General features: G+C 62.4%; 13 protein-coding genes. 7 read left to right on the top strand and 6 right to left on the bottom strand.

Annotation, left to right across the window (positions count from 1 at the left end; genetic code table 11):
- Positions 1-18: 18 nt before the first annotated feature.
- From DKW72_RS14820 to DKW72_RS14810, 3 genes are read right to left on the bottom strand one after another with little or no spacing between them, the layout of a single operon-like run.
- Positions 19-1,146: an ABC transporter ATP-binding protein gene (locus DKW72_RS14820; RefSeq protein ID WP_111643172.1), complete on the bottom strand. Its 1,128-nt coding sequence runs from the start codon at positions 1,144-1,146 to the stop codon at positions 19-21.
- Between the two features lie 9 nt (positions 1,147-1,155).
- Positions 1,156-2,079 (bottom strand): ornithine carbamoyltransferase, encoded by a 924-nt coding sequence (gene argF / locus DKW72_RS14815; RefSeq protein ID WP_232522426.1) that lies wholly within the window; start codon positions 2,077-2,079, stop codon positions 1,156-1,158.
- A 21-nt stretch (positions 2,080-2,100) separates the two neighbouring features.
- On the bottom strand, positions 2,101-3,288 hold the full coding sequence (locus DKW72_RS14810) for an acetylornithine transaminase (protein WP_111643171.1): 1,188 nt from the start codon (positions 3,286-3,288) through the stop codon (positions 2,101-2,103).
- Between the two features lie 251 nt (positions 3,289-3,539).
- On the opposite strand from DKW72_RS14810, the gene DKW72_RS14805 reads away from it, so the two are divergent.
- Positions 3,540-4,331 carry a polysaccharide deacetylase family protein gene (locus DKW72_RS14805; protein ID WP_111643170.1) on the top strand — a complete coding sequence of 264 codons (792 nt, stop codon included), beginning with the start codon at positions 3,540-3,542 and terminating at the stop codon, positions 4,329-4,331.
- A gap of 6 nt (positions 4,332-4,337) precedes the next feature.
- Positions 4,338-5,870, top strand: coding sequence for a hydantoinase B/oxoprolinase family protein (locus DKW72_RS14800; protein ID WP_111643169.1), 1,533 nt, complete (start codon positions 4,338-4,340; stop codon positions 5,868-5,870).
- Positions 5,871-6,107: 237 nt separating this feature from the next.
- Here the strand turns inward: DKW72_RS14800 and DKW72_RS14795 are convergent, their stop codons facing one another.
- On the bottom strand, positions 6,108-7,070 hold the full coding sequence (locus DKW72_RS14795; RefSeq protein ID WP_111643168.1) for a hypothetical protein: 963 nt from the start codon (positions 7,068-7,070) through the stop codon (positions 6,108-6,110).
- 159 nt (positions 7,071-7,229) lie between these two features.
- On the opposite strand from DKW72_RS14795, the gene DKW72_RS14790 reads away from it, so the two are divergent.
- The 3 genes from DKW72_RS14790 (at position 7,230) to grxD (ending at position 12,104) form a co-directional block, all read left to right on the top strand.
- A complete protein-coding gene (locus DKW72_RS14790) occupies positions 7,230-9,269 on the top strand; it encodes a TonB-dependent receptor family protein (RefSeq protein WP_111643167.1) in 2,040 nt (679 codons plus the stop codon).
- A 6-nt stretch (positions 9,270-9,275) separates the two neighbouring features.
- Positions 9,276-11,696 carry an ATP-dependent helicase HrpB gene (hrpB, locus tag DKW72_RS14785; RefSeq protein ID WP_111643166.1) on the top strand — a complete coding sequence of 807 codons (2,421 nt, stop codon included), beginning with the start codon at positions 9,276-9,278 and terminating at the stop codon, positions 11,694-11,696.
- A 78-nt stretch (positions 11,697-11,774) separates the two neighbouring features.
- Entirely contained in the window at positions 11,775-12,104 is a 330-nt protein-coding gene (gene grxD / locus DKW72_RS14780; RefSeq protein WP_111643165.1) for a Grx4 family monothiol glutaredoxin, read from the top strand.
- Between the two features lie 6 nt (positions 12,105-12,110).
- Here the strand turns inward: grxD and DKW72_RS14775 are convergent, their stop codons facing one another.
- Positions 12,111-12,434 carry a hypothetical protein gene (locus DKW72_RS14775; protein ID WP_111643164.1) on the bottom strand — a complete coding sequence of 108 codons (324 nt, stop codon included), beginning with the start codon at positions 12,432-12,434 and terminating at the stop codon, positions 12,111-12,113.
- 342 nt (positions 12,435-12,776) lie between these two features.
- On the opposite strand from DKW72_RS14775, the gene lpxL reads away from it, so the two are divergent.
- Positions 12,777-13,715 carry an LpxL/LpxP family Kdo(2)-lipid IV(A) lauroyl/palmitoleoyl acyltransferase gene (gene lpxL, locus DKW72_RS14770; RefSeq protein ID WP_111643163.1) on the top strand — a complete coding sequence of 313 codons (939 nt, stop codon included), beginning with the start codon at positions 12,777-12,779 and terminating at the stop codon, positions 13,713-13,715.
- 73 nt (positions 13,716-13,788) lie between these two features.
- Positions 13,789-14,490: an SDR family NAD(P)-dependent oxidoreductase gene (locus DKW72_RS14765; RefSeq protein WP_111643162.1), complete on the top strand. Its 702-nt coding sequence runs from the start codon at positions 13,789-13,791 to the stop codon at positions 14,488-14,490.
- A 3-nt stretch (positions 14,491-14,493) separates the two neighbouring features.
- Here DKW72_RS14765 and DKW72_RS14760 read toward each other — a convergent pair whose 3' ends face one another.
- Positions 14,494-14,829, bottom strand: coding sequence for a hypothetical protein (locus DKW72_RS14760; protein ID WP_111643161.1), 336 nt, complete (start codon positions 14,827-14,829; stop codon positions 14,494-14,496).
- Positions 14,830-14,961 lie beyond the last annotated feature (132 nt).

Genomic DNA, 14,961 nt, shown 5'->3' with positions numbered 1-14,961 from the left:
TACCGTGAATGTAGGGTGTCAGTCCGGTCTGTCGGCTTCGGACAAGCCGGGCGGCTCATGGTTCAACTCGCTGTCGGCACTGGGGTGCATCACCGGTTTGTCCTCCCGGCGGAAGATGATCAGGTGATCGGCTTCGATACGGATGCCCACCGAGTCGCCAATTGCATAGTCGTGATGACTCGGAAAAGCCGATTGTATCAGGCTGCCCGTGGGCAGGCGCAAGGTATATAGGGTGGCGGTACCGGCAAAAATTTTGGCCACCACCTCGGCCTTTTTATCGCTGCTGTCATCGTGGACCACGTCATCCGGGCGCAGTAGCACTTCTACCGGGGTATTTTCCACCCAGTTATAGCAGCGGTTGCCTTTGATCGGCCCCAGCTCGGTGAGCACACCGTTTTCGCCCTGGGCGTAGCCCGCCAGAAACACACCCTGGCCGATAAAGTTAGCGACGAAGCGGGTGGCCGGCTCGTGGTACAGGTTATAGGGGGTGTCCCACTGTTGAATGAGACCCTCGTTGACCACGCCGATGCGGTCGGCCACGGCGAAGGCCTCTTCCTGATCGTGGGTCACCATGACGGCGCTGATGTTACGCGATTTAAGGATATCCCGTACTTCCAGAGACAGGCCCCGACGCAGCTCCACATCAAGACTGGAGAAAGGCTCGTCGAGCAGCAACAGTATCGGGTCGGGTGCCAGCGCCCGTGCCAGCGCCACGCGCTGCTGCTGGCCGCCGGAGAGTTCGTGAGGGTAGCGCTTTTCGTAACCTTCGAGTTTGACCAGTGCCAGCAGCTCCTCGCAGGTGCGGTGCTTTTCCCGGCGGCTCAGTTCGGGCAGGCCAAAGGTGATGTTGTCGAATACGTTCAGGTGCGGGAAGAGCGCATAGTCCTGAAACACCATGCCCACCCGGCGCTTTTCCGGGGGCAGGGAGCGTTTGGCGGAGGCGATTTGCTCATCCGCCAGGTTGATGCTGCCAGCACTGGGCTGAACAAAGCCTGCGATCGCACGCAGCACAGTGGTTTTCCCGCAACCGCTCGGGCCCAGCAGGCAGGCGATATCGCCCTCGTTCAGGGAAAACGAAAACTCCTCCACGACCGGTTCATCGTTGTCGTAGCGGCAGGCGATCTTGTCCAGTTCCAGCAGGGCCATTAGTGCGTGTTACCGGCTGTGCTTGTCGAGGAATTCCATCAGGGCTTTTTGGGCGTGCAGGCGGTTTTCCGCCTCGTCCCAGACCACGGATTCCGGATCTTCAAGCAGCTCATTGCTGACTTCCTTGCCCCGGTAGGCGGGCAGGCAGTGCATAAAGAGTGCATCAGGCTTGGCAAAGCTCATCAACTCGTGGTCCACCTGATAACCGGCAAAGGCTTTTTCGCGCGCCTGTTTTTCGTCTTCCTGGCCCATGGAGGCCCAGGTGTCGGTGACCACCAGGTCGGTATCGCGCACAGCTTCTTCCGGCGTACTGCACACCACCACCCGGTGCTTGAAGTTTTCCAGCAGATTGGCGTCCGGTGCAAAACCATCCGGGCACGCCATGCGCAATTCAAAGTCGCACTGCTCCGCGGCGTGAATGTAGCTCTGACACATGTTGTTGCCATCGCCTACCCAGGCTACGGTTTTGCCACTCAGGCTGCCGCGATGCTCGACATAGGTTTGAATGTCGGCCAATAACTGGCAAGGGTGGTGAGCGTCGGTGAGTGCATTGATCACCGGTACGTTGGAGTAAGCCGCAAAACGCTCAACGGTTTCGTGCGCAAAGGTGCGGATCATGACCAGATCCACCATGCGCGACAGCACCCGGGCGGAGTCCTCGATCGGCTCGCCCCGGCCCAACTGGGTGTCGCGCGGCGACAGGAACAGTGCGTGGCCGCCCATTTGCGCCATGCCTGCCTCGAAGGACACGCGGGTACGAGTGGAGGACTTTTCGAAAATCATGCCCAGCACGCGGTTGTTGAAATGCTCGTGAGGCTTGCCCTCGCGCAGCAGAGCCTTAAGCTCAATAGCACGGTCGATCACGGCCTTCAGCTCGTCCTTGGTCAGGTCGAGCAGGGTCAAAAAATGTCTCGGTTTCTTCATCTGTGCCATGGTGGCGTCTCTTTTTTGCAATTACTGATGAGTAAAAGTTGCGTGAATAAAGGTGCGCACCAGTGCGCTCACGGTGTTGACCAGTTCGTCGGCTTCAGCTTCGGTGAGCACAAAGGGCGGCAGCAGACGCACGGTATTACCTGCCGTGACGTTGAGCAGTACGCCCTTGTCTCGCGCCAGGCTCACCAGTTCCGCACAGGGGCGGTCGAGCTGAATGCCGAGCATCAGCCCCTTGCCGCGGATATCGGTCACACCGGATTCGTCTTTCAGGGCCGCCTTAAAACGCGTCAGCAGCTGCGCGCCCAGGTCGCGGGCACGCTCGATCAGTTGATCCTGTTGCAGGGTCTCAACCACCGCCAGTGCGGCGCTGCAGGCCAGGGGGTTGCCGCCAAAGGTAGTGCCGTGGTTGCCCGGTTGCAGTACCTCGGCGGCTTTGCCGCGCGCCAGGCAGGCACCGATGGGCATACCGTTGCCCAGGCCTTTGGCGGTGGTGACCACGTCCGGCAGGATGTCGTTGTGCTGGTAGGCGAAATAGCGCCCGGTGCGGCCGTTGCCGGTCTGGATTTCGTCGGTCATCAAGAGCCAGTCGTGCCGGTCACACAGCGCCCGCAGCCGGTTCAGGTAGTCGCTTGCGGGCACATGCACGCCGCCCTCGCCCTGTACCGGCTCGACCAGTACCGCGACGATATTGTCGTGAGCCTCGGCCAGCGCCTCGACGGCGGCGATGTCATCAAAGGGAGCACGCACAAAACCTTCCACCAGCGGCTCAAAGCCGATCTGCACCTTGGTGTTGCCGGTGGCGCTCAAGGTCGCCATGGTGCGCCCGTGGAAACTGTTGTTCATTACCACGATGGTGGGGTTGGCCACACCTTTCTCGTTGCCGTACTTACGCGCGATCTTGATCGCGGCCTCGTTGGCCTCGGCACCGGAGTTGGAGAAAAACACCTTGTCCATGCCTGAAATGGCACACAGGGCGTCGGCCAGGCGCTGCTGCTGGGGGATATTGTAGAGGTTGGACACGTGCAGCAGGGTTGCCGCCTGCTCACTGATGGCGCGGGTGACCGCCGGGTGGCAGTGGCCCAGGCCACACACGGCAATGCCGCTGATGGCGTCGATGTAGCTGTTGCCCTCAGTATCCCACACCCGGCTGCCTTCGCCCTTGGCAATGGTCACGGCGCGCGCGCCGTAGGTGTTCATCAATGTGCCCATCCGTCTGTGGTCTCCAACAGAAAAACCGCCAACCGCCCGGTGCGTGGCCGGGCTGTATTCAATAAGGGGCGGGGGTAGTCCAGAACGCAAAACAAAACAGGCAGCGAAAAGGCTGCCTGGAGATTAAGCCCTCAATAGTATAAGTAAACCGGGTTCTTGGCAAATGCTGGCGTTTGTGGCAGTTGGCGCCAAGGGGAGGCTCGTGGCATGATTATCGTTTTGCAGCTTATCCGAATGTGGAGATATCCCTGATGAAAGCTCTGGTTTCCTCTGTATCTGCCAGCCTGACCCTGTCGCTGTTACTGGTTGCCGGCGCAAACGCCAGCGACTTCCGTTGGCCTAACAATGTCGAGGCGGCGGTGAGCCTGTCTTACGACGATACCCTCGACAGCCAGCTGGATAACGCGATTCCGGCGCTGGATCGTTACGGCTTGAAAGGCTCTTTCTACCTTATTATGGATACCCCGGTGCTGACCGAGCGGCTCGATGAGTGGCGTGCGGCGGCGGCCAATGGCCACGAGCTGGGCAATCACACGCTCTTCCACCCTTGTTCGCGCTCCGAGCCGGGTCGGGACTGGGTTGACCCGGACAACGACCTGGACCAGCGCAGCGTGCAGCAGATGCGTAAGGAAGTGGAAGTGGCGAGTGCCTTCCTGTACGCCATCGACGGCGAAACCGAGCGCACGTTTACGCCCCCGTGCACCGACCAGCAGGCTGCCGACGGCAATTATGTGGAAGCGGTGCAGGATCTGTTTATCGGCATCAAGTCCTTCCCGGCGAGCTACCCGCGCGCCAACTTCGCCACCTATCTGGTACCCGAGAACATCACCGGGGAAGAGCTGATCACCTTTGTGGAGCGTGCGGCGGACGAGTATGCGCTGGTCAATATCATCTTCCACGGCATTGGCGGTGATCACCTGTCGGTGAGCACGGATGCCCACGACCAGTTACTCCAGTATCTGTCGGTCACGGATGATATCTACTGGACCGACACCTACCGTAACATCATGCGCTACGTGAATGAGCAGCAGCCCGGAGACTAGCCAGTGATGGATCCGATTCAGTTGAGCGTTTTCGCAAGCCGCATTGAGGCGGTGTGCGACGAGATGGGCGCGGTGCTCAAGCGCGCTGCCTTCTCGCCCAACATCAAAGACCGGCTCGATTTTTCCTGCGCGGTATTCGATGCGGAGGGCCAGCTGTGCGCCCAGGCGGCGCACATCCCCGTACACCTGGGCAGCATGGCCTATGCCATGGCCGATGTGGTTCGGTGTATCGATTGGGCGCCGGGGGATATGGCGGTGGTCAACGACCCTTACATGGGCGGCACGCACCTGCCGGACGTCACCGTGATTGCCCCGGTGTTTGTGGCCGGCGTGCTGCTCGGTTTTACCGCCAACCGCGCCCATCACGCCAATATTGGGGCCACCAGCCCCGGCTCCATGCCCATTTCCCGCAGTCTGGAAGAGGAGGGCGTGGTGATTGCGCCGACCCTGATCGTCCGGGCTGGCGCACCAGTGCCAGAGGTGATGGATCGCTTGGCCGGTGACAGCACCCAGGCGCGGGGAGATTTTACCGCGCAGGTGAGTGCCAGCCGGGTGGGCGCCGAGCGCCTGGGGACCCTGATTGACGCCATGGGCGTTGAACAATACGGCAAGGCCCTGGTGGCGCTCAACGATTATGCCGAACGTCTTGCGCGCTCGGCCTTGGCGGAAATTCCCGACGGGGTCTATCGCTTCACCGATGTGATGGACGACGACGGACTGGGCCACACCGACATCGCCATTGCGGTGACCATCAGCCTGACGGGCGATCGGGCCGAGGTGGACTTTACCGGTACCGCCGGGCAGGTGCCGGGCAACACCAATTGCCCCCTGTCAGTGGCTGCCGCGGCGGTGTTCTATGCCTTTCGCTGCCTGATGCCGGACAACACCCCCGCCTGTGCCGGCAGCTTCCGGCCTATCCGCCTGCATGCTCCCGAGGGCTGCCTGCTCAATGCCCGCTACCCGGCGGCGGTGGCGGCGGGCAATGTGGAAACCTCTACCCGCACGGTGGATGCGGTATTGGGTGCGCTGGCCCAGGCGATCCCGGCGCGGATTCCAGCCGCCAGCAACGGCTCCATGAACAATGTCGCCATGGGCAGTCGGGCGGTCGATGGACGCCCCGCCTGGGATTACTACGAAACCAATGGCGGCGGCATGGGCGCGGGTCACGAGTGCCCGGGTTGGTCCGGGGTGCAGACCCATATGACCAACACCCTCAATACCCCGATTGAAAGCCTGGAAACCCATTATCCCTTGCGTATCACGCGCTATGAATTGCGCCCCGGTTCCGGCGGCGCCGGGCAATTTCCGGGCGGCTTGGGTTTGGTGCGGGAATTTGAATTTCTGGCCCCGACCCAGGTGACTCTGCTCACTGAGCGCCGCCGGCATGCCCCCTGGGGGCTGGCGGGAGGGGAGCCGGGCGCGATGGGGGAGAATCGGCTCAACGGCGAGCGCTTGGCGCCCAAAGTCAGCCTGAATGTCGCACCCGGCGACCGCCTGAGTGTGGCGACGCCGGGCGGCGGCGGTTACAGGAAAGGTTAAGCCCCACGGAGCGAGCATTGTTCGGGGGTGGTGCCTCAGGTGTCGGATTACGCTGCGCTAATCCGACCTACTTGAGACGGTGTGCCAGTGTTTGCGTAGGTCGGATTAGCCCAAAGGGCGTAATCCGACAAAAACACCCTCCAACCCCATTGGAGCCAATCCGCCAGTAGGTCGGATTAGCCCCGAAGGGGCGTAATCCGACAATGAGGCACCCAAGATGGCTTGTAACCCCGGCAATCACTGGACCTCTCTCACATGGGCGCTGAACTGGCCGGTGGCGCCTTCGTAACTCCAGATGCGGAAGCGGTAACGGCCGGCTTCCAGGTCCAGGGTCATACCGCAGTTAAGGTCGAAGTCGTCGTCATTTTCCGCCAGTCGCTCGCCATCTTCGCTGTAGACCTCACACACGGTATCGGTGCTGCCGCTGGTGTAAAACCGGTGCTCACCGTCTTCCCAGATATCCACGGTCAAGTCCACCAGCCCGAACGGCAGTGGGAAGTGCAGGGGCATAGTGCGGCCGACGCGAATGCTGCGCTGTTCGGCTTGCTGGGGCTCGAAGATCACCCGCGAACGGCCGGGATCAAAGGCGGAAACTCGTGCCAGGTAGTCCCCCGGCGCCAGGTTGGCAGCCACGGTACAGTTGAGGTCTTCCCCGATATCGTCGTTGTAAGCGATCCAGCCGCCTTCGGCATCGTACAGATAACAGAAGGTATCCAGCTCGCCTCGAGTGCTTACTTGATAGTGCCCGGCGGTATCAACGTGCAAGCGGAAAAACCGGGTCTGGGTGTCCATCAGGTCGACCGAGGTCGGTGTATCGAGCGTCAAATCCGGGGTGCGCGGCTCAAATACCCGCAGGGTCACCGGGCCGCGATCCGTGTCGCTGTCGTAGCCCCACACCTGGGCGCTATAGTGGCCGGGCTCAAGCGCGGCAAACATCAGGCAATTGTAGTTGGCGCCACTGTCGTCATCGCTGGCCAGTTGCTCACCGCTGGCATCGAGCAGGCGGCATACGGTATCCAGGTCACTCTGGGTCTCGATCACGTAGGCACCCGGGCGCTCAATGACGATGTCGAGGGTCAGGGTTTCATCGGCCAGGGTCAGGTGCGCGGGGGTATTGGGGGTGACGGCGGAGGGCTGGGTAGCGCAGCCGGCAACCAGAGCCAAGCACAGGCCTGCCAGCAAAAAAAGGGTGCGTGTCATATCTGTTCTTCCTCAATAGAGACGGTTGTATATCCTGTTTGTTTTCACGACTTCCGGCAAAAGAGTACCATAGCTGCCCGGAGAACAGTGAGTGCTTCATCGGGTCGGCGTTTACGCGCGTATAGGCCTGTACCGACAGCTAACTGCACAGGAATTTTGATGACAACGACACGACGATTACTACCGGTTCTGGTAGCTGCATGGTCACTGGCGCCCGTTGCACAGGCGGATATTATCGACACCCTGGTGGTGCGCGGCGAGCAGACGAGCGACAGCTTTCAGGGGGCGGGTGCGGTGAGCGTCAGCGCCGACGAACAGATTCCCGGTATCCGCATCGACAGCGCTGAACTGCTCCAGGGGCTGCCGGGCCTGCAGGCGGACAGCCGCTCCAACTATGCTCAGGATACCCGGATCACCGTGCGCGGCTTCGGTGCCCGCTCCGCCTTTGGTGTGCGCGGGGTGGATTTACAGCTCGACGGCATTCCCCAGTCGACGCCCGATGGCCAGGGCCAGCTCTCGAGCGTGTTGCTCGACGAAGTCAGCCGGGTCGAGCTGCTCACAGGGCCGGTATCGGCCCTCTATGGCAACAGCGCCGGGGGCGTTATCGCCCTTCAAACCGAGGCGCCTACGCGCACCGATGCCCGGGTGAGTGCCTCGGCGGGCGAAAACGGAGCCACCCGCACCGGACTGCGCGGGCAGTGGCGGGAAAATAATCTGGGCGCGCGCGTCCAGGCTTCGCGCTTCAGCACCGATGGCGATCGGCCTCACAACAGCGCTGAACGCGAGCACCTGGGGGGCAGTTTCTATCACACGTCGACCAACGGTCTGGAAACCGTTGTGCGCCTGGACACCAGCCGTGACCCGCTGCTGCAGGATCCGCTCGGCCTGAGCCCGGAGGACTGGCGAGAGGACCCCCGCCAGGGCAACCCGGCCACCCAAACCTTCAATACCCGCAAAACTGTAGCCCACCGCCAGGGCTCGATCACTGTGCGCCAGCGCGAAGGCGATCAGCGCTGGCAGGCCGCCGCCTGGCGCGGTCAGCGCGAGGTCAACCAGTGGCTGGCTTTTCCGGGCGGCGCCATCACCAGCTCCGGCGCGGTGATAGATTTGACCCGGGATTTTGCCGGGGTCAACGCCAGCCATACCTGGGATTTTGGTCTGCTCGACACCCCCGCCAGCGGCACTTTCGGGGCCGAGTGGTCCCAGCAGAAGGATCGTCGCCGGGGCTATGTCAACGATCAGGGCGAAAGCGGCGACCTGCGCCGGGATGAACTGGGGCGGGTCGACAGCCGGGATATCTATGGCATTTTGCAATGGCAACCGGCTGAGCGCTGGGAGCTGCTGGGCGGGGCTCGCCAGAGTTGGCTCGAGTTTGAGGTGGACGACTATTTTATTGTGCCGCCCGAGGGCGACAGTCCCGGCAACCCGGATGACAGCGGCGCGCGCGATTACCGCGAAGCCGCCGGTGCGCTCTCTCTCAGCTATCAGTTGGCGCCCCTGTGGCAGGCCAGCGTCAGTGCCGGCTGGGGTTTTGAGACCCCGACTCTGACCGAGATGGCCTATCGCAGCGACGGCACCGGGCTCAACACCGACCTGGACCCGTCCCGCAACCGACAGCAGGAGCTGAACCTGCGTTATCAGGGCGCCCAGGCGCTGGTGCTCTCGGCCTTTCGTATCGACAGCCGCGACGAACTGGTGGTGGACCAGTCCGTGGGCGGACGCACTACCTTTCGCAATGCCGCAGCCACCGAGCGCGAGGGCCTTGAGGTCAGCGGGCGCTTACTTCTGGCGCCCGGTGTCAGCGCCCGTTACAGCGCCAGCTGGCTCGATGCCGAATACACCGAAGGCGAGTACAGCGGCAATCGTCTGCCGGGCATCGCTCGCACCCAGGCCTATGTCCAGCTCGACTGGCAGCCGGTTCCGGTGCTGACCCTTACCGGGGTGGTGCGCCACCGGGGTGACGTGGCGACCGGCGATGACAACACCGATTTCGCGCCTTCAGCCACCACGGTGGATCTGGCGCTGACGGCGGAACACCGCTGGCAGGACATTGAGATTCGCAGCTGGGCCCGGCTCGCCAATGTCACCGATGAGGTCTATGTGGGCTCGGTGATCGTCAATCAGGGCAATGGCCGCTCCTTTGAACCGGCGCCGGAACGCAATGTCAGCGCCGGTATCGATCTGACCTACGTCTGGTAACGCCTGATGCCCGATACGCTAAACCGGTTGCCGGCTCTGCCCGAATTGCCTATCAGTGCCTACCGGGCCGAGTTCGAAGCGGCGCTCGGGCAGGGCAGCGTCTTGCTGGAAGCGGAACCGGGGGCGGGTAAGTCCACACTCACGCCCTTGTGGGCCCTGGCGATGGCACCCGTCGGTCAGGCCGTTTGGCTGGTCCAGCCGCGGGTACTTGCCGCGCAAGCGGTGGCCGCGCGTTTGGCTGACTTGCGGGGCGAGCCTTTGGGGCAGAGCGTGGGCTATCAGGTGCCCTACGACAGCCGGTGCAGCGACGCCACCCGGTTGTTGGTGATGACGCCCGGTGTGCTGCTTCAGCACCTGTTGGCAGACCCGCTGCTCGATGGTGTGGCCACGGTCATGCTCGACGAGATTCACGAGCGCTCGGTCAATCAGGACACCGCCTGGGCCTGGTTGCAGGAAGCCGCAATCCTGCGTGAGGATCTGGCGCTGGTACTCATGTCCGCGACTCCCGACCCGACCCTCCAGCAGCAGGCGGATACCCGCTTGTTTGCGCCGGGGCGCTGCTTCCCGGTGGCGGTGGACTATGTGCCCGCGAAGATCAGTGCCGGGCGCACCGAGGCCTTGTCCGAACATCTCTTGCGGGCGCTGGCGATTTACCCGCGCTGGAAGGAAGAAACCGTATTGGTGTTTCTGCCCGGCTGGCGCGAGATCGAAGCCGCCGCTGGTGAGTTGGCGCGGCGTTACCCGGGCCATCGGGTGCTGCGCCTGCACAGTCGAGTGCCGCCGGCTGAACAGCGCCAGGCCCTCGACCCCGCCCAAGGGCCGCGCCTGATTCTGGCCACCAATATCGCCGAAACGTCCCTGACCATCGCCGATGTGACCCTGGTGGTGGACTCGGGTCTGGTACGGCGCCCGAGTTTTGAGCAGCGTACCGGCATCAGCCGCTTGAGCACCGGGCGGGTAAGCCGCGCCAGTGCCGAGCAGCGTCGGGGCCGGGCCGGGCGGGTTCAGGCCGGGCACTGCCTGCGCCTCTGGCCCCAGGATCAGGCCCTGGCGGCGGCCGACTTGCCGGAAATTCGGGTCACCGATTATTTGCCCCTGACGCTGCGTCTGGGCCATTGGGCGGCCACCGGCAGCGCCGCCGAGGACTTGCCCTGGATTGAGGCGCCCAACCCCACTGCGCTGACCCAGGCCCGGGAACGCCTGCAACGCTGGGGGCTGATGGACGCTGAAGGGTTGGTGACGGAGGCCGGCGCGCAGGTCAGCGCCCTGGGCACCCATCCGCGCATCGCCGCGCTCTTGCAGAGTCAGCTTGAGAAGGGTCGCCTGCCTGAACACGTGTTATCCCTCGCCTTGGCATTACACTTTGACCTGCCCGCCGGCGACGATGTGGAGGGTTGGCTGGCCCAGGCCAAGCAGGAAGCCGGGCGTCATCCCCACTGGCGTCAGCAGCGCCAGCGCTGGCTGCGGGTACTGCAAGCCGAGCTCGCGGCCAGTGACCTCGATCCGGTGCGCCTGGCGCAGGTGATGAGCGACCGCATCGGCTATCGTCAAAGCTCTGGCCGCTACCGCTTGAACAGCGGCATCAGTGTCAGCGCCGGTAAACTCGATAGCGACTGGGCCCTGATTCCCCAGGTGCGCTCGCAGGGTAAGGGGCATGTGGGCGCCGGTTTGGCGCTGACCCTCGATCTGGCGACGCAGAAGGCCTTGAGCGAACCCGTGACCGAGCTGATTCACAAGGGCGGGCGCTGGCAGGCCCGCTGTCAGTGGTTGATGGGCGGGCAGGTGGTGACCGAAGCGCTCGAGCCTCTGGCGCCGGAAGCGGTCGGCCCCGCCCTGTGCGCACGTATTGTCCGCGAGGGCGTGACGCACTTTCCGTGGAGCGAAGCCGCCCAGCGACTGCTCGCTCGCGCCCGGCTGGCCGAGCGCGAGGGGCTGGCCGACATCCCGGCCCTTGACGACGCTCGTCTGCTGGCCACGCTGGACACCTGGCTGCTGCCGTTTATCAGCGCCGACACCCGGCCCGACTCGCTCCCCTGGCACGAAGCGCTGAGCTTTTATCTGGGCTATGAGGTCAAGGAGGCCCTCGATCGCTGGCTACCCGAGCAGGTGATCCTGCCCAGCGGCCGTTCGGTTCGGGTCAGTTACCCGGAGGCGGGTTTGCCGGAGATTTCCGCCAAATTGCAGGAGTTTTTTGGCTGCGAAGCCCTGAGGCTGGCGGAAGGGCGGGTGGCGCTGCGGATTCACCTGGCCTCGCCCAATGGCAGCCCTCTGGCGATTACGGCGGACCTGGCCTCCTTCTGGCGTCAGGCCTATCCCCAGGTGCGCAAGGATATGCGTGGGCGCTACCCCAAGCATCCGTGGCCCGAGGATCCGCTGGGTCATGCGCCCACGGCCCTGACCAAGCGCCGGTTGGGACAAGAGGAGTAACCCCATTGGTGGCCGGGCAGTCAGTAAGGTAGAATAGCTCACCAATTTTCGATGAACCCAAGAGGTACAACGCGTCCTATGGACATAATGGAAACCATCAAGCAGCAGATTACCGACAACACGGTCATTCTTTACATGAAGGGTGCCCCCAACGCGCCTCAGTGTGGTTTTTCCCAGCAAGCCTCCCAGGCGGTCATGGCCTGCGGTCAGCGCTTTGCCTATGTCGATGTGCTGTCCAACCCGGATATCCGCGCCAACCTGCCCAAATACGGCAACTGGCCCACCTTCCCGCAATTGTGGGTCAAGGGCGAGCTGATCGGCGGTTGCGACATCATTATGGAAATGAGCCAAAGCGGTGAACTGAAGAAGGTACTGGACGAGGCCTCAGCCGACGAGCCCAGCGAGTAATCGCGCTTAGCGGTTGATCGCCACGGCGATCACCGCCAGTACTACCAGCGCGACGGCGCTGAAGATGCATAACCCCAGTCCCAGGCGTCGCCGACGACGCAGGCTGGGGCTTTCCGGCAAAGCCTGCGCCAGTTCGTGGGCGCGCCGGGCCAGATCCCGGGATTTGAGCAGCTTGTGGCGGGTGGCGATCAGCGCATCCAGATCCGCCGCCAACTGTTGACGCTCGTCACTGTCCTCACTCGCCAGCAACGCCTTGCGGCGCGCTTCCAGCGTCTCGTCCAGCTCACTGATTTTGTCGTTTACCCGTTGGGTGAGGTCATCTATCTGCATGGCGGTTTATTTTTTCGTTGGCCAGATCTGTTTACCTGGGAAGTTTGTGACTTTTGGTGGTTAGAAGCTTTGGCCGGGTAGACCTTTCCGGGACACGCCGTAAACCCATCCTTGGGGGCTCGACTGCCGCCGGTCCCTACGCGCTCCAGGCGCTTCGGGACACTTCCCACTTCCCTGTGGGTCGTCCGGGCGGCAGACGGTCCCGGAAAGGTCTACCCGGCCAAAGCTTCCGGAAGTTGTGTCCCCAGCGTCAAGGTAACCCTACCAGATCGCTTTGCCCCTGCGTAGCTTTTATCCGCCTGCTATAATCCCGCTTTTGATCATCGACAGAGTTTGCCTGCCTTGACTAAATACCCCTACGCGCAATTCCGCTTTGCTTACCTGGCTCCCAAATATTGGGGCACTTGGTTGTTGATCGGCCTGTTTAACGTCTTGGGGCGCCTGCCGGTGCCGGTTTCGTTGGCGCTGGGCCGTGCGTTGGGGAAATTGCTTTACCGCGTTGCGGGCTCTCGTCGGCGTATTGCCCAGGTGAATTTTGCTTTGTGTTTTCCGGAGAAGTCGCCGGAAGAGCGCGAGCGCCTGGTCAAACGCTTGATGGAAAATATTGGTATGAGCTTTATGGAAACGGCCATCAGTTTGTGGCGTGGTGCCAATAGAAGCTTGCCGCACTACACCATCACCGGCACAGAACATGTCGAGCGCGCCCAGGCTGAAGGCCGGGGGATTTTACTGGTGGGCGGGCACTACACCACCCTGGATGTCGCCGGGCGCATGCTTGCTCAGCACGTCAAGTTCGACATGATCTACCGCGACCAGCCCAACAAATTATTTTTTCAGCGAGTGCTCGAGCGACGCGAGCGCTTTGCCGGTATTTCCATCGACCGCAAGGATACCCGCACCATGATCCGCCGTCTGCGTCAGGGCTATGCGGTCTGGTACGCGCCGGATCAGGATTACGGTCCGAGCCACAGCGTGTTTGCACCCTTTTTCGGGATTCAGGCCTCGACCATTACCGGCGCGACGCGCCTGGCGACCATGGGCAAAGCCGTTGTGATTCCCCTGTTCCACTACCGCGATGACAACAATCACTACCATATCGAGCTGGGTGCGCCGCTGGAGAACTTTCCCAGCGGTGATGATGTTGATGATGCCGCGCAAATCAATCGCGTGGTAGAAGCCAATATCCGCCGTTGCCCCGAGCAGTACCTATGGGTACACCGCCGCTTCAAAACCCGTCCGGAAGGCGAGCCTTCCCTGTACCCGCCGCGCAAACGAAAGTAGGGCCATAGTTATCCGCGCAGAGGTTCGATGCGTATTCTCTGACTGTTGATTAACCCTGAACCGCGGAGGTTCTATGAAGCCCCTGGCAGTCATTGTCGGTGCCAACAGTCAAATCGCCAAAGCCATGATCGAGCGCTGGCGCGACCACTATGAATTGATCGGTATTGGCCGGGGGCCTTCGGGTCCCGGTGCTTTGAACGAGTACTGGCAGAGTGATTACAGTGAAGTCAGTCTTGCCCGAGTGGCGCTGGCAGTCGCACCGCGCGCCCCGACACTGGTGTTCTGTGCCGTCGGGCACCTGCACAGCGATACCCAAATGCCGGAGAAAAAACTCGCGGATCTTGAGCGTGAGACCCTGAGTCATTATTTTGAAATCAATGCAGTGATTCCGGCGATGGTGCTCAAGTATTTTGTGCCTTGCCTGGATAGGGCGGCATCGGCCCGGGTGGTCTTTCTGAGTGCCAAGGTGGCGGGGATCAGCGACAATCGGTTGGGTGGCTGGTACGGGTATCGGGCGTCCAAGGCGGCGCTCAATATGCTGATTAAAACAGCGTCCATCGAGTTGGCCCGCAGTCACCGCAAGGCCTGTCTCATCGCGCTCCATCCCGGTACGACGGCAACGCCGCTGTCGGCGCCGTTCTCCAAGAGCCTGCCACCCGAAAAACTGTTCAGCGCCGAGCTGACTGCAGAGCGTCTGTGCGGGGTAATCGAAGAACTCAGCGCCGAGGACAACGGCCGGTTCGTGCACTGGGACGGCACCGATTTACCCTGGTAGGGTTCAGTCGTCCCGCCACTCCCAGCGCAGGGGCTGGCCAAAGTCATCCATAATCAGTTTTTTGCGCGGTTCGCGCCGGCGCTGCCCATGCCCTTGACCTTTGGCGGTCAGGGGTGGCTTGGGTTTGCGTCTGGCTTCGATGGCCGCCACGATCTCGTTGACCAGGGTGCGCGGCTCAGGCTCGCTGCGCGGAGGGAAGACTTCCTTCAGGGGCTGGTTATCTACCCGGCCACTCAAACCCCGCTGAACCTCATTGATACTCCCGCCGGAACGCAAAAACGCGTCCAGCTGCTGGTTCAACTCCTGGCGCAGTTGGTGTTTGGTTTTGGTGGGTTTCATGGCGTTAGCGGCCCGCCGGGCGCAAAATTTGAGGCATCGGGCCAGAATACCAGTCGCGCCCGGTGGCGGCAACGCCCCAGCCTCGCATCCGGCGTGGCTTTTGGGTAAACTGCGCGCTCTCATTTTTCCGCG

Source organism: Marinimicrobium alkaliphilum (assembly GCF_003259155.1).
Lineage (GTDB): Bacteria > Pseudomonadota > Gammaproteobacteria > Pseudomonadales > Cellvibrionaceae > Marinimicrobium_A > Marinimicrobium_A alkaliphilum.
The sequence above is the reverse complement of the archived record's forward strand: the minus strand, read 5'-3'. Positions and strand labels throughout refer to the sequence as shown.